The organism is Chromobacterium sphagni (assembly GCF_001855555.1).
Taxonomy (GTDB): Bacteria; Pseudomonadota; Gammaproteobacteria; order Burkholderiales; family Chromobacteriaceae; genus Chromobacterium; species Chromobacterium sphagni.
Window position 1 is genome coordinate 115,810 of the sequence record NZ_MKCT01000017.1, and the last position, 14,643, is coordinate 130,452.

Sequence of the window (14,643 nt, forward strand, 5' to 3'; positions counted from 1 at the left end):
GGAGGCCGGCGGGCCTTTCCCCGCCCGAGGACCGTCCGGACAGGACGCGCCTGTCCAGACGGCCTTTTGCCGGAACAAGAATCAAGGGACTAAACGGAGACATAATATGAAACCGATCAATATCGGCCTGATGGGCGTGGGCACGGTGGGCGGCGGCACCGCCACGGTGCTCAAGCGCAACGCCGGCGAGATTTCCCGCCGCGCCGGGCGCGAAATCCGCCTGATCCAGGCGGCCAACCGCGACCGCGCCCGCGCGCAGGCGGTGCTGGGGCCGGATGTGCCGGTGGTGGCCGACGCGCTGGAAGTGGTCAACAACCCCGACGTCGACATCGTGGTCGAGCTGATCGGCGGCGACACCATCGCCAAGGAACTGGTGCTGAAGGCGATCGCCAACGGCAAGCATGTGGTCACCGCTAACAAGAAGCTCTTGGCGCTGCACGGCACCGAAATCTTCGCCTGCGCGCAGGAAAAAGGCGTGATGGTGGCGTTCGAGGCGGCGGTGGCCGGCGGCATTCCCATCATCAAGACGCTGCGCGAGGGCTTGGCGGCCAACCGCATCGAGTGGATCGCCGGCATCATCAACGGCACCTCCAACTTCATCCTGACCGAGATGCGCGACAAGGGCGCCAGCTTCGCCGACGTGCTGGCCGAGGCGCAGAAGCTGGGCTACGCCGAGGCCGACCCCACTTTCGACATCGAGGGCCACGACGCCGGCCACAAGCTGACCATCATGGCGGCGCTGGCCTTCGGCATCCCGATGCAGTTCGACCAGTGCTATCTGGAAGGCATCAGCCAGCTCGACGGCCGCGACATCCGCTACGCCGAGGAACTGGGCTACCGGGTGAAACTGCTGGGCCTGACCCGCCGCACCGACAAGGGCGTGGAGCTGCGCGTGCATCCGACGCTGATCCCGGAGAGCCGGCTGATCGCCAATGTCGACGGCGTGATGAACGCGGTGCTGGTCAAGGGCGACGCGCTGGGGCCGACGCTGTACTACGGCGCCGGCGCCGGCGCCTTGCCCACCGCCTCGGCGGTGGTGGCCGACATCGTCGACATCACCCGGCTGCTCACCTCCGACCCCGAGCACCGCGTGCCTCATCTGGCTTTCCAGCCGGATCAGCTGCAGGACCTGCCCATCCTGCCGATAGCCGAGGTGACCAGCTCGTATTACCTGCGCATCGGCGCGATAGACCGCGCCGGCGTGTTGGCCAACATCACCCGCCTGCTGGCGGAAAACGGCATCTCGATCGAGGCGCTGATCCAGAAAGGATCGGTGTCCGACGGCACCGCCGAAGTGGTGATCCTCACCCACCGGGTGCAGGAAAAAGCGATCAACCATGCCATCGCCGGCATAGAGGCGCTGGACAGCGTGGCTGGCAAGGTGGTGCGTTTGCGGATGGAAGAATTGAATGACTAGGTATTGGCAAGCCGGCCTGTGCGCCGCATTGTTCACCGGTTTCGCCGCGGCCACGCCGCTCAGCCCGGGGCAGCACCAGCTGCTGCAGGGCTTTCTGATGCGCGGTTGCGTCAAGCGCACGCCGGCCTCGGACGGTGTCGGCCTGCCCGGCAACGAGCAGGTGCAGCGCTATTGCCAGTGCGCCAGCGAAAAGCTGGCCAGCACCTTCACTTCGGAAGAGGTGATGGGGGTGGTCACCGGCCAGATCAAGAAAGACGATCCGCGCGGCAAGCAGCGGCTGAAGGAAGCCTCCGCCGCCTGCGGCCAATACCTGGAACAACATTGATGCGATATATCAGTACTCGCGGCGCGATGGCGCCGCTGCCGTTTTCCGAAACCGTGTTGCTGGGCCTGGCGCCGGATGGCGGCCTGCTGTTGCCGGAACGCTACCCGCAGATCAGCCGCGAACAGCTCGACGCCTGGCGCGGCCTGGGCTATGCCGAATTGGCGTTCGAGATCATCCGCCTGTTCGCCGACGACATCCCGGACGCCGACCTGAAGGGCATCGTCCAGCGCGCCTACCGGCCCGAGCTGTTCGGCAGCGCGGCCATCACGCCGCTCAAGCGCCTGCATGACGGCATCGCCATCCTGGAATTGTCCAACGGTCCGACGCTGGCCTTCAAGGACATGGCGATGCAGTTCCTCGGCCAGCTGTTCGAATATGTGCTGGCGCGGCGAGGCGAAACGCTGAATATCCTAGGGGCGACGTCGGGCGACACCGGTTCCGCCGCCGAATACGCGATGCGCGGCAAGGCCGGCATCAATGTGTTCATGCTGAGCCCGGACGGCAAGATGAGCGCCTTCCAGCGCGCGCAGATGTACAGCCTGCAGGACGGGAACATCCATAACATCGCCATCCAGGGCATGTTCGACGATTGCCAGGACATCGTGAAGGCTGTGCAGAATGACCATGCCTTCAAGGCGAGTCACAGGATAGGCACCGTCAACTCCATCAATTGGGCGCGCATCGTCGCCCAGGTAGTGTACTACTTCAAAGGCTATTTCCAGGCTACGGCCGGCAACGACGAGAAGGCGAGCTTCTGCGTGCCGTCCGGCAACTTCGGCAATGTCTGCGCCGGCCACGTCGCGCGGCGGATGGGCTTGCCGATCGACCGGCTGATCGTCGCCACCAACGAAAACGACGTGCTGGACGAGTTCTTCAAGAGCGGCCGCTACGCGCCGCGCGGCAGCGCCAATACCTGGGTGACCTCCAGCCCGTCCATGGACATCTCCAAGGCGTCCAATTTCGAGCGCTTTGTGTTCGATCTGCTGGGCAGCGATGGCGCGGCGGTGGCCAAACTGTGGGCCGAGGTGGACGCTGGCCGAGGTTTCCAGCTGGATGCGGAGCAGATGCGACGGGTGAGCGACGAGTTCGGCTTCGTCTCCGGCAAGAGCGCGCATGCCGACCGCCTGGTCACCATCCGCCAGTTGGACTCCGAGGACGGCGTGGTGGTGGACACCCACACCGCTGACGGCATCAAGGTGGCGCGCGAACTGCGCCGCACCGGCGAGAATATCGTCTGCCTGGAAACCGCGCTGCCGGCCAAGTTCGCCGATGCCATACGCGAGGCGCTGGACCGCGAGCCGCCGCGTCCGGCCGGCTTCGAGGGCCTGGAGGCCCTGCCGCAGCGGGTGACGGTGCTGCCGGCGGAGGCCGGCTTGGTAAAGGCCTATATCGAGCAGTCGCTGGAATAATCCGCTTCCGCCGCAGCTTAAGCGGCAGATAAAAAAACAGGCTCCGAATCCGGAGCCTGTTTTGCATGGCGCAGATATGGATCAGAACGATACGGCCACGCCGATGTTGCCGCCGGTCTGGTTGCCGCCGCTGCGGCCGCTGGTGAGCGAGAATTGGCCGTAGGCGGTGACGGTTTTGTTGAAGTTGGCGCTGACCCCGGCGGTCCACTCCATCCAGTTGGCGCCCGCCTTGCCGATATCGGTAGTCCAGTCGCCGACCGTGGTGGCCAGGCCGGCGGTGATGTTGCGGTCGTCCTGCTGGAATTCGTGGGCGAAGCTCACCTTGGCGTAGGGACTGAACTTGCCGACATCGGCATCCAACTGCCAGCCGATGCGGCCCACCAGCGAGCTGGCGTTCTGTCCGCCGAAGGCCATGCTGCTGCTGTTGCCGCCCTGCTCGGTGAAGCCGGCCACCTTGACATGGGCGTAATCCAGGCCGGCGACCGGACCGGTGGTGAAGTTGCCGTACTGCAGGCGATAGCCGCCGCCGACACGCAGGCCGTACTGGGTCTGGCGGCTGCTGCCGTTGATCTGTACCTGCGTCGGTCCCAGGATGACGGCGCGGCTGGTGTCCAGATCGCCGGAACCCAGGTGAATGTCGCCGTCCACCCAGAATTTGTCCTGGTTGTAGCTGACGAGGCCGGACATCAGTGTGGTGCGATCATCCACGCTGCCCGGCGTGCCGGTGCTGGTGATGTCGGTCTTGCCCTGCTGGCGGGACATCGCCAGGCCTATGCTCAGCGCCGGGCTGGCCTGATAGTCCAGACCCAGGGTGTACAACTGGCCCTTGGGTTTTGCCGTCATACCGCTGTAGCCGACCTTGTCGTCGCTGAAGGCGCCGTCGACAAAGGCGCTGACGGTGCCGACCGCGCGCTTTTGCGAGCGGATGGCCTGGTAGCGGCTGTCCAGCGCGCCGCCCAGCTGGCGGGCGTTGTTCAGGGCTGAGTCAGGCAGCGCCGCGGCGTAGTAAGGCGCCTGCAGCAGGCCGTAGACGTAGTCGCCGATGATCTGGTGCGCGGCCGGAGTGGGGTGTAGGCCATCAGTGAATACATAGCTTTGAGGGTAGGTGGCTTGCGAGCAGGTAATGGCGCTGGTGACGCAGGCCGAACCGAGTATGTTGGTGAAGCCGTACTTGCCCGGGTTGGCGGAGATTTCGGTCATTAAGCCGGCGATGTTGGCGCGGACTATGCCGTGTTGCTGGTTGTTGCCCAGCAAGGCGTTGTCGACCTGGGAGTTGTAGAGGCTGCTGAGGGTCTGCAGGCCGCCAAGGGCGGCATTGTAGGTGGAGGTCAGCGTTGTTATTGAGTCCGGCAAGCCCATGGAGGCATTCGCGGCGGCGATGGCTTGCTGGGTCAGTGTCGCCTGGTTGCTTTGGGTGGCGTTGCCGCTGCTCAGCACCTGCCATGCCGCGCTGACAGCGTTGTTGACATAAGTGTTTAGCGCGGCTCCGGACAAGCCTCCGACCGTGCCGGCCTTGGTGGCGACGCCCTGAACGATTTGATAAAGCGTGAGCGGAGTCGATGCCAGGCTGGGCACGTTGGGTACGATGATGGTTTTGGCGCCGGCGCTTTGCAACTGGCCGATCACCGAGCTGGCGGTGGCCGCGGACGTGGCGGTGAGCCTGGCTGCAGCTGTGCCTGAGCTGTCGCTGGTCAAGGTGCCTGCGGCTGCCGCGATGTCGTTGCCGCCGATCCAGACGGAGTACAGCGCGTTCGGGTCGGCCTTGCCGCCGGTGCTGGCGAGGTAGGCGGCGGTTTGCTGCGGCAGTTCCTGAATCAGCAAGGTGCCGCCAGGGCCATATTGCTCAACCGAGCCGTTGCTGCCGGTGGTGCCGGGAAACTGGGTGATGGATTGATAGGTCTGGGCAACCGCCCCGCCTTGGGCATAATTGTTGCCGCTGTTGCTGGTGGCGCCGTTCAGCGGATTGTTGGATAGCGATTGCAGGCCATAGTGGCCGGTGAGCACATTAGTCCAGTTGGGGCCGTTGCCGGTGGTCCAGCGGGCGCCGGCCGGCAGGCCCGATTGGCCGCCGAAGGCGCCGACATCGGACAGGCTGTCGCCGAAGAAATAGATGTTGCTGTAAGCATTTGCGGCGGCCGGCAGGGCTAGGGCGGTGGCCAGGGCGAGAGCGGTCAAGCGACTACGCATTGTGTTTCTCCTCGGACGAACGATTTATGTTTTCGTCTTATTTAGTGTCAAGAGTCTAAGCTCTATTCAAACGATTATTCGAATGTTGCCGATGCTTGTCAATCGCCATCGCTCAGCCATGGCGGCTTGCGCTAAAATAAAAGCATGCGAAGATTAATTCTGTGGTTTTGCTGTCTGTTGGCTACCATGCCGGCATGGGCCGATGGCGTTCAGAACCTTGCCCAACTGGAATGGCTGGCAAACCAGTTTCTCAAACACGAACTGGAGTTGCGCGCTGCCACCTGGAAGTTGGGCCAGTTGGACAGAAGGCTGGCCTTGCCGGCCTGCAGCCGGCCCAAGGCGGATTGGGCGACGCCGGGAGTGACCACCGGCGCGACTTTTGTCGCGGTGTCCTGCCCGGATCTGGGGTGGTCGCTGCGGATTCCGGTCAGCATCAACGAGAAGCGACTGGGAGTGGTCCTGAGCCGGCCGATGGCCGCCGGCGAAATGATCAGCGCCGCCGATGTCAGGCTGGTGGATATCGCCAATCCGGCGTTGGCGAGCAATGTGCTGGTGGACTTGAATCTGGCCATCGGCCAGGTGATGAGGACCGGGGCGCCGAGCGGGGCCTGGCTGCGAAGTTTCATGGTGCGGGCGCCTTATCTGGTGCGCAGCAACCAGCAGGTGAAGGTGCAGGCGCAGGGCGATGGCTTCGCCGCTGAAGCCGAAGGCATGGCGATGGGAAACGCCGCGCAGGGCGAGCAGGTGACGGTCAGGTTGAGCAATGGCAGGGTAGTACGCGGCACGGTGCAGGCCGATGGCAGCGTGGCCGTGATTTTTTGATGAGAAAATAGTTCAAGAGATTGTTTTTTCGGTCGATAATAGGATCAGTTGAGATTAGCTACGGGAAGGCCAGGCCATGAAGATCGATAATTCGGGCAAGCTGTCGGGAACCTACAGCACCCAGAGCAAGACCACCGCCCGTGCGCCGTCCAGTTCGACCAGCAGCGCAGGCAGCAGCAGCGACAGTGTGCAGATCAATTCCGTCGCCAGCCGCCTGAGCGCCATCGGCAACGATCCCAGCTCTCAGCAGCCGGCGTTCGACGCCGCCAAGGTGGAGTCGATCAAGTCCGCCATCGCCAACGGCAGTTTCAGCATCAATCCGGACAAGATCGCCGATGGGCTGATTTCCTCGGCTCAGGAACTGTTGCAGGGTTGAGGTTGATCCGTTTACGGACAAGCAGCGCAAAGAAGCAGGAATATGTCTGTCATTGATGAGTTCGTACAGCTGTGCCGGGACGAGGCCAACTCGGTGTCCCGGCTTGTCGTCTTGCTGGAACAGGAGCAGGCGCTGCTGATCCAGGGCGAGGAGCACAAGCTGGAGGAATTGGCCGACAGCAAGAGCGGCGTGCTGGACGAGCTGGCGCAGCAGTCCGCCGCGCGCGGTCGCCTTATGTCGGCCTTGGGCGTGCTCGACCGCGACACCCTGTACATCTGGCTGGCGGACAAGCCGCCTGCCTGCGAGGCGTGGACGTGGCTGGAAGACGCCGTCAACCGCGCGCAGAGCATCAATCAGCTGAACGGCAGCTTCGTCAGCGAGAAGCTGGCCGTGATTGAGGAGTCGCTGCTGGTGCTGCGCACCGCCGCCGCCGCCACGCTGGGGTACGACCGCGGCGGCAATCAGCCGGATGTGGTTAGCGGCCGCCGCCTCCTGGGTTCCGCTTGAGACGGCGCCGCAGAGGACAAACCAAGGGCGCCTTGTCGGCGCCCTTTGTCATGGATCGGGCGCGGCGGCATCATTCGGTGGGCGGCGGCGCCGCCTTTATGGTATCTTCCTCAGCGGTCCCGTGAAAATCACCTCCAGAAACCATGACCCTGATTTCCCTGATTCTTGCTCTGGCTTTGGAGCAACTGCGACCGCTCGGCAATCGTAACCGGGTGTGGTTGTTGTTTACCCGATATGCCAACCATCTTGAGCGCAACCTGAATGCCGGCGCCGAGCGCCATGGCGTGCTGGCCTGGTTGGTCGCCATCGTGCCCGCGCTGCTGCTCAGCCTGCTACTGTTCTATTCACTGAAGGCGGTGAGCCCGCTGCTGGCGCTTGCCTTCAATGTGCTGGTGTTGTATCTCACCATGGGCTTCCGTCATTTCTCCAGCGCTTTTTCCGAGATATCGCAGGCGCTAGCCGAAGGCCGGGATCTGGATGCGAGACTGGCGCTGTCCAACTGGACCGGTTTGCCGACGGCTGAGCTGTCGGTGGAGGAGATTTCCCGTCTGGCGATCGAGCAGGGCATTCTGGACAGCTACCGTCATGTATTCGGCACCATGTTCTGGTTTGTGTTGTTGCCGGGACCGTCGGGCGCTTTGTTGTACCGCTTGTGTTCTATGCTGAATCAGAAGTGGGGCAGCCGCAACGCCGCAGAGGATCCGTTCGGTTTGTTCGCCGCCAGAGTGGCGGGTTGGCTCGATTGGATGCCCGTCAGGCTGACCGCTGCCGCTTTCGCCATCGTCGGCGATTTTGAAGACGCGATCTACTGCTGGCGTTCGCAGGCGAGGACCTGGGGCAACTACGCCAACGGCATTCTGCTGGCTTCGGCGGCAGGAGCCTTGGGAGTTAAGCTGGGCGATCCGCTGCGGCAGGATTACTCGGTGAAATACCGGCCGGAGCTGGGCCTGGGTGATGATGCCGATCCCAGCTATCTGAAAAGCGCGGTAGGCTTGGTGTGGCGTTCGGCCCTGCTGTGGCTGGCCGTCACCCTGCTGATCAGCGTGGCCAGCCGCATGGGCTGACGATGGAGTTGCCGCCCTTTGGGCGGCATTTGATTTATCTGCCGCCGGTTTACTTAATGAACATCGGGGCGCGTTGACGCATCAGGCGCAACGTGCCCTTACGTATTGCAGGAGTGTGTTACATGTTGTTTTCCGAACTCGGCCTGTCGCCGGAGATCCTGCGCGCCATCGAGGAGCAGGGCTATAGCCAGCCGACGCCGATCCAGGAGAAGGCGATCCCGCTGGTGCTGTCCGGTCGTGACTTGTTGGCCGCTGCCCAGACCGGCACCGGCAAGACCGCGGCCTTCATGCTGCCCATCCTGGAACGACTGAAGAAATTTGCCAATACCAGCGTTTCGCCGGCGATGCATCCGGTGCGCGCGCTGGTGATTTCTCCTACCCGCGAACTGGCCGACCAGATCGGCGAAAACGTAAAAAGCTACACCAAATACCTGCCTCTGCGCGCCACCACCGTCTACGGCGGCATGAATATGGACCCGCAGACCCAAGAGTTGCGCCGCGGCGTGGAAATCCTGATCGCCACGCCGGGTCGTTTGCTGGACCACATCCAGCAAAAGAACCTGCAGCTGGGCAAGGTGGAAGTGCTGGTGCTGGATGAAGCCGACCGCATGCTGGACATGGGCTTCATCCAGGATATCCGCAAGATCATGAGCATGCTGCCCAAGGAGCGCCAGACCCTGCTGTTCTCCGCGACTTTCGCGCCGGAGATCAGGCGCCTGGCCGCCGACTTCATGCGTTCGCCGCAGACGGTAGAGGTGGCGCGCCAGAACGCCACCAACGACCAGGTGGAACAGCTGGTGTTCAAGGTTGACGCGTTCAAGAAGCGCCAGGTGCTGGCGCATCTGATCCGTTCGCGCGATATGAGCCAGGTGATCGTGTTCTGCAAGACCAAGATCAGCGCCGACCAGCTGGCGCGCGATTTGAAGCGCGACGGCCTGCAGGCCGAGGCCATCCATGGCGACAAGACCCAGGGCGCGCGGCTGGAGACGCTGGCGTCGTTCAAGGATGGCGAACTGCGCGTGCTGGTGGCCACCGATGTGGCGGCGCGCGGCCTGGACATTTCCGAGCTGCCGTACGTGGTCAACTATGAAATGCCCAATTCGCCGGAAGACTATGTGCACCGCATCGGCCGCACCGGCCGCGCCGGCGCCAAGGGCGTGGCCATCTCCCTGATGAGTCCGGATGAGACCCGCCAGCACGAGGCGATCGAGAAGCTGACCCGCCAGACGCTGACCCCGCAGAATGTCGATGGTTTCATGCCGGTGCCGCAGCCGGCGCGGCCGAAGCCGGCTGCGCGCGAGCAGAGCATGCGCGAGCCCATGCGCGAACCGGTGGTGCGCGAGCGCGAAATTCCTGCCGCGCCGGCGCTGACCGGCAATGGCGAGGGTCTGAAGCAGGCTCGGCCAGCCCGCCGCAGCCGCAAGACCAGGCGTGAAATTCCGGCGCTGCTGCTGCCGCCGCGCTACAAGGTGGAAATCATCCGCTAAGCCTGTTAACAAACCCCGCCGCCAGCGGGGTTTGTTTTGGCTGCAATGGTTGCCGATAGCCCGTAGTCTTAGGTGATGAAACCGGCGTGGCATGACAGCCGATGACAAGATCAGTCAAGGAGAGTCGATGATGAAAAGAAAATGGGTTCACGCGCTTGGCGCGGGCGGCATGATGCTGGGGGCCAGTGCGGCCTGCCAAGCGGCGCCGATGCTGATGTCGGCAAGCGCGCTTTCGTTGGACAGCCACGGCAGCGCCAGCCTGATCCAGGACAAGCAGCGCGCATTGGGAGAGGCCGAGCGGCTGAGCCAGCTGCGCGCCTTGGTGCACAACAGCTCGATTCATTGCAGCAATCCGAGCTGTCCGATCTGCAATCCGCGGCCGAGTACGCCGTTGTAGCGCATGTTCGTCACTGATGAAATGCCGGCTTATGGCCGGCATTTTGCATTGTGGGGCGGTGCGCGCTCAGCTCGCGTCGGCGGGACGGAGCGGCATGGCGGCGATATCTCGCACCGGGGTGCCGGCGTCGCGCTTGGCATCGGCGTGGCGGAACTGGTCGCGCACTTCCTGCACCAGCAGGAAGGGGGTATCGGCCGGCCAATGCTCGGTCCAGGTGCTGATGGTGGTGGGCTGGGGATTGCCGTTGATCGGGGCGCGACTGACGGCGTAGTTTTCAAATTGCCACAACAGCGGCAACAACAGCAGTGCATGCAGCAGCCAGCGCGGAGAGGATTGAAATGGTATCGTCATAGTATGGGTAGACTACGACGATAGCCGAAAAGTTGCACGTAAAAACTTCGTTTACGTACAAAATGTCGTCCGCCGCGCCCGATGGCGCAGCCGGAAACCGCGCCCCGCTTAGGCTTGCGCCGCGCGGACCTAACCTGCGGCGGACATGCCGCCGGCGCGGTAATGCTCGGCCGGATCGATATGGGTCATCACGTCCAGCACCCGGTGCTTCTGCAACACGCGCTGCTGCGCGTCTTCGGTGATGGCATGGGCCTGGAACACATTGATGTTGCCGTCCACCTCCAGATGCACGTCCACCAGGATCAGATCGCCCATCTTGCGGGTGCGCAGGTCGTGGATGCCGATGATGCCGGGAGTGGCGAGCAGGGTGGCGCGGATGGCGGCGATATCGTCCTCGCTGGCGGCGCGGTCCATCAGATCGTGCAGCGCGTTCCAGGCGAAGCGCCAGCCCATGCGGCCGACCAGCAAGCCCACCACCAGCGCCGCCACCGGGTCCAGTATCGGATAACCCATCAGATTGCCTGCCACGCCGGCGGCCACCACCAGCGAGGAGGCTGCATCGGAGCGCGCATGCCAAGCATTGGCCACCAGCATGCTGGAGCGGACTTTTTGCGCGGCGGCCAGCATGTAGCGGAACAGGCTTTCCTTGGCGATCAGCGCCAACGCGGCAATCCACAGCGCCAGCGAGTGCACCGAGGGAATGTCGGCGGGATGGATGAATTTGTTCGCTGCGGTATACAGCATGCCGCCGCCGACTGCCAGCAGCAGCAGGCCCAGTATCATGGAGGCGGCATTTTCATAGCGCTGGTGGCCGTACTGGTGGTCGCTGTCCGGACCCTTGCCGCTGTGGCGGCCCGCCAGCAGCACCACGAAGTCGGACACCAGATCGGACAGGGAATGAATGCCGTCGGCGATCAGCGCGGAAGAGTGGGCCCAGACGCCGACAATGATCTGCAGTGCTGACAGCAGCGTATTGACCACCACGCTGACCAGGGTGCTGACGCGGGCTGTCCGCTGGCGTTCGGTGTTGTCGGCTGTTTCGGAGTGGTGCGGATGCGTCATCGCGGGCTTCCTGTCGGGGAGTCGGCCTGCATTTTCTCATTGTTTTTGCTATCGGTCATTAAAAATTGATTGCAAAAGTAAATGACAATGAGAACGAGAATGAGCCGCAGAGCCCATGGCGCGGGCAGTGGTTTTACCAGCGGGTGGAAACCAGGTACAGCAGATAGGCCAAGCCGACCAGGACCAGGCTGCCGCTCAGCCAGCAGGCGAAGCTGGCCAGCGCGCGCCGCGCGCCCAGCCGGTGTTCGCGCAAGCGCCGCCAAGCCTGTCGCCGCGCAGACCGGTCCAGCAGCATCTGCCAGCCTTGCAGCGTGATGTCGGCCCAGCGCTCGGGACCGCGCAGCAGCTGGTCGCCATCCAGGTGGAAGGAAAGATGGGGGTAATGCAGTTTCATGGTCTTTCTCCCCGGCGCGGCGGTCTCTTCTTTAGGCTTAGCAGATAGCGGCTGTCTCTGCGGGGCGGATCTGTTGTGCTGGTGGGGGCGGCGCTTGTGAGTATAATCCGCACATGGATACCACTTTGACCCCTCCCTTCGCCACGCTGACGCCGGATGCCATTCTCGATGCGGTCGAGAGTCTGGATTTGCGCGTCAGCGGCAGCTTGCTGGCGCTCAACAGCTATGAAAACCGCGTCTACCAGATAGGCATGGATGAAGGCGCGCCGCTGGTGGCCAAGTTTTACCGGCCCGAGCGCTGGAGCGACGAGGCTATTCTGGAGGAGCACGAATTTTCCTGGCAGTTGGCCGAACGGGAAATTCCGGCGGTGCCGCCGATGCGCCTGCAAGGACAAACCCTGCACCATCATGGCGGATTCCGCTTCGCGCTGTTCGAGCGCCGCGGCGGCCGGGTGCCGGAGCTGGACCGCCAGGACACGCTGCAATGGATAGGCCGCTTCCTGGGCCGCATCCACGCGCTGGGACGGACGGCAGGCTACAGCCACCGTCCGACCCTGGATCAGTTGAGCTTTGGCCGCGAGCCGGCGGATTTTCTGCTGCAGGGCAACTGGCTGCCGCCCGAGCTGGAGCATGTCTACCGCGGCGTGCTGGAGCAGGCGCTGGACGGCGTGGCGCGCTGTTTCGAGCGGGCGGGCAAGCTGGGCCAGCTGCGCCTGCACGGCGACTGCCATGTCGGCAATCTGCTGTGGACCGACGCCGGTCCGCATTTCGTCGACTTCGACGACAGCCGGATGGGGCCGGCGGTGCAGGACCTGTGGATGCTGCTGTCTGGCGAGCGCGACGAGCAGTCGCGGCAGCTGGCCGAGGTGCTGGCCGGCTACGAGGATTTCTGTGAGTTCGACCAACGCGAGCTGTATCTGCTGGAAGGCCTGCGCACGCTGCGGCTGATCCACTATAGCGCCTGGCTGGCGCGGCGCTGGCATGACCCGGCCTTCCCGGCGGCCTTCCCGTGGTTTGGCGGCCAGCGCTACTGGGAAGAGCAGATACTGGGGCTGCGCGAGCAGATCGCGCTGATGGACGAGCCGCCGCTCTGGTCTTGCTGAGCTCCTGAGCCGGCGCGCCCGGCTCAGCGGCAGATCGCCTTGGCAATCATTTCCAGCGCCATCACCTCGTCGGCTGCGCCCAGCTTGATCGCCTCCTTGGGCATGCCGAACACCACGCAGCTTTCCTCGTCCTGGGCGATGGTCTTGGCGCCGCAGTCGTGCATTTCCTTCAGGCCCTTGGCGCCGTCGTCGCCCATGCCGGTCATGATGATGCCCAGCGCGTTCTTGCCGGCGAACTTGGCGGCCGAGCGGAACAGCACGTCCACCGACGGCTTGTGGCGGCTGACCAGCGGGCCGTCCACCACCTCCACCTGGTAGAAGGCGCCGCTGCGCTTGACCATCATGTGCTTGCCGCCGGGAGCGATCAACGCGCGGCCGGGCAGGATGCGGTCGCCGTTGCTGGCTTCCTTCACTTCGATCTGCGACAGGCTGTTCAGGCGCTCGGCGAAGGAGCGGGTGAATTTTTCCGGCATGTGCTGGACGATGGCCAGGCCGGGGCAGGTGCGCGGCAGCACGGTCAGCACGGTTTCCAGCGCCTGGGTGCCGCCGGTGGAGGTGCCGATGGCGATGATGCGCTCGGTGGTGGCGAAGACATTGCTGCCGGTGGGAGCGGCCAGGATGGCGTCGGCCGACAGCTTGGGGCGGGTTTCCAGTGGATTGCCCGAGCCGGCGCCGTAACTGGCCGACGGCATCACCCGCACCCGGTTCATCCGCGCGGCGGCGGCGCTGCGCACCGCCATCACCAGCTGGCTGGCGCTGTCTTCCAGGAAGCCCTTGACCCCGGAAACCGGCTTGGCGATCACCTCCACCGCGCCGGCGGCCATCGCCTGCATGCTGATGTCGGTGCCCTTTTGCGTCAGCGACGAACAGATCACCACCGGGGTGGGGCGGCTGGCCATCAGCTGTTTGAGGAAGGTGATGCCGTCCATGCGCGGCATTTCCACATCCAGCACCACCACGTCCGGCCAGTGCAGCTTCATCTTGTCCATCGCCATATAGGGGTCGTTGGCGACGTCCATCACTTCGATGCCGCTGGCTTCGGTGAACACCTGGCTCAGCACCTGCCGGACCACGGCGGAGTCGTCGACGATCAGAACCTTGATACTCATGTTCGCATCCTTGTATTTTTGGGCGGGATCGATTCCAGCTCGGTTTCTTGCGATTGCTTGATCCAGACGTTGCCGCTGGCGACATCGAACAACACCAGGCGCGGACAGTTGCCGCCCAGGTCCTCGGCCTGCAGGCGCAGGCCCAGCTGTTTCACCATGGAACGGGCTAGGCTGATGTTGCGAGCCGGCACGTCGTGGCTGAGTTTGCGCTCGCGGCTGATCAGCATCGACGCGCCGCCTATCAGCCGGGCGTGAAATTCCTGCAGCGGCAGGCCGCAGGCCAGAATCTCGCGCAGCAGCAGCAGCATGGCCTCGTCGCCGTAGCGCCCGGACAGCGCATCGCCGCCGTGGTTGTTGCGTTGGGCCAGCAGGTAGTGGCACATGCCGCCCACCCTGGCCTGCGGATGCCACAGGACGATGGAAACGCACGAGCCCAGCAGGGTGCGGATGCGGGTGCCGCTGCCGCCGAAATGCCAGTCGCCGGGATGAAGAAATACGGCGTCGCCCGCAGGCTCGGCCGCTGCGGGAACGGTTGGACGGTTGTCAGGCGCGGCGGCGGCCGCCGGGCGCGCCGGCGGAGTCTGTGCCATGGTATTGGCGCTCCTTGTCGTGGTCGGGCGGTCTGCCGGCGAC

The 14,643-nt window shown here is 64.1% G+C and carries 16 protein-coding genes; 10 read left to right on the top strand and 6 right to left on the bottom strand.

All coding sequences use genetic code 11. The annotated features are described in order from the left end of the window. Window positions 1-106: 106 nt before the first annotated feature. The 3 genes from BI344_RS08835 to thrC are packed head-to-tail and all read left to right on the top strand — an operon-like array spanning window position 107 to window position 3,151. On the top strand, window positions 107-1,417 hold the full coding sequence (locus BI344_RS08835; RefSeq protein ID WP_071112593.1) for a homoserine dehydrogenase: 1,311 nt from the start codon (window positions 107-109) through the stop codon (window positions 1,415-1,417). Beyond that, the gene (locus tag BI344_RS08840; protein WP_071112594.1) at window positions 1,410-1,742 is read left to right on the top strand and encodes a hypothetical protein; all 333 of its coding nucleotides are present in this window, start codon (window positions 1,410-1,412) and stop codon (window positions 1,740-1,742) included. The genes BI344_RS08835 and BI344_RS08840 overlap by 8 nt, the downstream gene beginning before the upstream one ends. Next, entirely contained in the window at window positions 1,742-3,151 is a 1,410-nt protein-coding gene (gene thrC, locus BI344_RS08845; protein ID WP_071112595.1) for a threonine synthase, read from the top strand. The genes BI344_RS08840 and thrC overlap by 1 nt, the downstream gene beginning before the upstream one ends. Window positions 3,152-3,232: 81 nt before the next feature. Here thrC and BI344_RS08850 read toward each other — a convergent pair whose 3' ends face one another. Further along, window positions 3,233-5,338, bottom strand: coding sequence for an autotransporter outer membrane beta-barrel domain-containing protein (locus BI344_RS08850; protein WP_083338821.1), 2,106 nt, complete (start codon window positions 5,336-5,338; stop codon window positions 3,233-3,235). Window positions 5,339-5,482: 144 nt separating this feature from the next. Between BI344_RS08850 and flgA the strand changes: the two genes are divergently transcribed. From flgA to BI344_RS23785, 6 genes are all read left to right on the top strand, one after another. Further along, window positions 5,483-6,160, top strand: coding sequence for a flagellar basal body P-ring formation chaperone FlgA (flgA, locus tag BI344_RS08855; protein ID WP_239690863.1), 678 nt, complete (start codon window positions 5,483-5,485; stop codon window positions 6,158-6,160). A gap of 76 nt (window positions 6,161-6,236) precedes the next feature. After that, window positions 6,237-6,536: a flagellar biosynthesis anti-sigma factor FlgM gene (flgM, locus tag BI344_RS08860; protein WP_071112597.1), complete on the top strand. Its 300-nt coding sequence runs from the start codon at window positions 6,237-6,239 to the stop codon at window positions 6,534-6,536. A gap of 42 nt (window positions 6,537-6,578) precedes the next feature. Continuing rightward, the gene (locus BI344_RS08865; RefSeq protein ID WP_071112598.1) at window positions 6,579-7,043 is read left to right on the top strand and encodes a flagella synthesis protein FlgN; all 465 of its coding nucleotides are present in this window, start codon (window positions 6,579-6,581) and stop codon (window positions 7,041-7,043) included. Window positions 7,044-7,186: 143 nt separating this feature from the next. Continuing rightward, window positions 7,187-8,107 carry a CobD/CbiB family protein gene (locus tag BI344_RS08870; protein WP_071112599.1) on the top strand — a complete coding sequence of 307 codons (921 nt, stop codon included), beginning with the start codon at window positions 7,187-7,189 and terminating at the stop codon, window positions 8,105-8,107. A 122-nt stretch (window positions 8,108-8,229) separates the two neighbouring features. Continuing rightward, window positions 8,230-9,594: a DEAD/DEAH box helicase gene (locus tag BI344_RS08875; RefSeq protein WP_071112600.1), complete on the top strand. Its 1,365-nt coding sequence runs from the start codon at window positions 8,230-8,232 to the stop codon at window positions 9,592-9,594. Between the two features lie 127 nt (window positions 9,595-9,721). After that, window positions 9,722-9,991: a hypothetical protein gene (locus tag BI344_RS23785; protein WP_139166932.1), complete on the top strand. Its 270-nt coding sequence runs from the start codon at window positions 9,722-9,724 to the stop codon at window positions 9,989-9,991. 66 nt (window positions 9,992-10,057) lie between these two features. On the opposite strand, the gene BI344_RS08885 is transcribed toward BI344_RS23785, so the two are convergent. The 3 genes from BI344_RS08885 to BI344_RS08895 form a co-directional block, all read right to left on the bottom strand. After that, window positions 10,058-10,342: a hypothetical protein gene (locus BI344_RS08885; protein WP_071112602.1), complete on the bottom strand. Its 285-nt coding sequence runs from the start codon at window positions 10,340-10,342 to the stop codon at window positions 10,058-10,060. A 129-nt stretch (window positions 10,343-10,471) separates the two neighbouring features. Next, a complete protein-coding gene (locus BI344_RS08890; RefSeq protein ID WP_071112603.1) occupies window positions 10,472-11,404 on the bottom strand; it encodes a cation diffusion facilitator family transporter in 933 nt (310 codons plus the stop codon). Window positions 11,405-11,537: 133 nt separating this feature from the next. Continuing rightward, window positions 11,538-11,798: a hypothetical protein gene (locus BI344_RS08895; RefSeq protein ID WP_071112604.1), complete on the bottom strand. Its 261-nt coding sequence runs from the start codon at window positions 11,796-11,798 to the stop codon at window positions 11,538-11,540. Between the two features lie 113 nt (window positions 11,799-11,911). On the opposite strand from BI344_RS08895, the gene BI344_RS08900 reads away from it, so the two are divergent. Continuing rightward, on the top strand, window positions 11,912-12,901 hold the full coding sequence (locus tag BI344_RS08900; RefSeq protein WP_071112605.1) for a serine/threonine protein kinase: 990 nt from the start codon (window positions 11,912-11,914) through the stop codon (window positions 12,899-12,901). A 23-nt stretch (window positions 12,902-12,924) separates the two neighbouring features. On the opposite strand, the gene BI344_RS08905 is transcribed toward BI344_RS08900, so the two are convergent. Both BI344_RS08905 and BI344_RS08910 read right to left on the bottom strand, forming a co-directional pair. Beyond that, entirely contained in the window at window positions 12,925-14,010 is a 1,086-nt protein-coding gene (locus BI344_RS08905; RefSeq protein WP_071112606.1) for a protein-glutamate methylesterase/protein-glutamine glutaminase, read from the bottom strand. Continuing rightward, a complete protein-coding gene (locus BI344_RS08910; RefSeq protein ID WP_071112607.1) occupies window positions 14,007-14,600 on the bottom strand; it encodes a chemotaxis protein CheD in 594 nt (197 codons plus the stop codon). Before BI344_RS08910 ends, BI344_RS08905 begins: the two co-directional genes overlap by 4 nt. Window positions 14,601-14,643 lie beyond the last annotated feature (43 nt).

What these genes read in the sequence shown, in the direction of transcription:
- BI344_RS08885 (WP_071112602.1), bottom strand. Translation starts at nt 10,342, where the DNA reads ATGACGATACCATTTCAATCCTCTCCGCGCTGGCTGCTGCATGCACTG.
- BI344_RS08875 (WP_071112600.1), top strand. Translation starts at nt 8,230, where the DNA reads ATGTTGTTTTCCGAACTCGGCCTGTCGCCGGAGATCCTGCGCGCCATC.
- BI344_RS08905 (WP_071112606.1), bottom strand. Translation starts at nt 14,010, where the DNA reads ATGAGTATCAAGGTTCTGATCGTCGACGACTCCGCCGTGGTCCGGCAG.
- flgA (WP_239690863.1), top strand. Translation starts at nt 5,483, where the DNA reads ATGCGAAGATTAATTCTGTGGTTTTGCTGTCTGTTGGCTACCATGCCG.
- BI344_RS08865 (WP_071112598.1), top strand. Translation starts at nt 6,579, where the DNA reads ATGTCTGTCATTGATGAGTTCGTACAGCTGTGCCGGGACGAGGCCAAC.
- thrC (WP_071112595.1), top strand. Translation starts at nt 1,742, where the DNA reads ATGCGATATATCAGTACTCGCGGCGCGATGGCGCCGCTGCCGTTTTCC.
- BI344_RS08890 (WP_071112603.1), bottom strand. Translation starts at nt 11,404, where the DNA reads ATGACGCATCCGCACCACTCCGAAACAGCCGACAACACCGAACGCCAG.
- BI344_RS08900 (WP_071112605.1), top strand. Translation starts at nt 11,912, where the DNA reads ATGGATACCACTTTGACCCCTCCCTTCGCCACGCTGACGCCGGATGCC.
- flgM (WP_071112597.1), top strand. Translation starts at nt 6,237, where the DNA reads ATGAAGATCGATAATTCGGGCAAGCTGTCGGGAACCTACAGCACCCAG.
- BI344_RS23785 (WP_139166932.1), top strand. Translation starts at nt 9,722, where the DNA reads ATGATGAAAAGAAAATGGGTTCACGCGCTTGGCGCGGGCGGCATGATG.
- BI344_RS08840 (WP_071112594.1), top strand. Translation starts at nt 1,410, where the DNA reads ATGACTAGGTATTGGCAAGCCGGCCTGTGCGCCGCATTGTTCACCGGT.
- BI344_RS08835 (WP_071112593.1), top strand. Translation starts at nt 107, where the DNA reads ATGAAACCGATCAATATCGGCCTGATGGGCGTGGGCACGGTGGGCGGC.
- BI344_RS08870 (WP_071112599.1), top strand. Translation starts at nt 7,187, where the DNA reads ATGACCCTGATTTCCCTGATTCTTGCTCTGGCTTTGGAGCAACTGCGA.
- BI344_RS08895 (WP_071112604.1), bottom strand. Translation starts at nt 11,798, where the DNA reads ATGAAACTGCATTACCCCCATCTTTCCTTCCACCTGGATGGCGACCAG.
- BI344_RS08850 (WP_083338821.1), bottom strand. Translation starts at nt 5,338, where the DNA reads ATGCGTAGTCGCTTGACCGCTCTCGCCCTGGCCACCGCCCTAGCCCTG.
- BI344_RS08910 (WP_071112607.1), bottom strand. Translation starts at nt 14,600, where the DNA reads ATGGCACAGACTCCGCCGGCGCGCCCGGCGGCCGCCGCCGCGCCTGAC.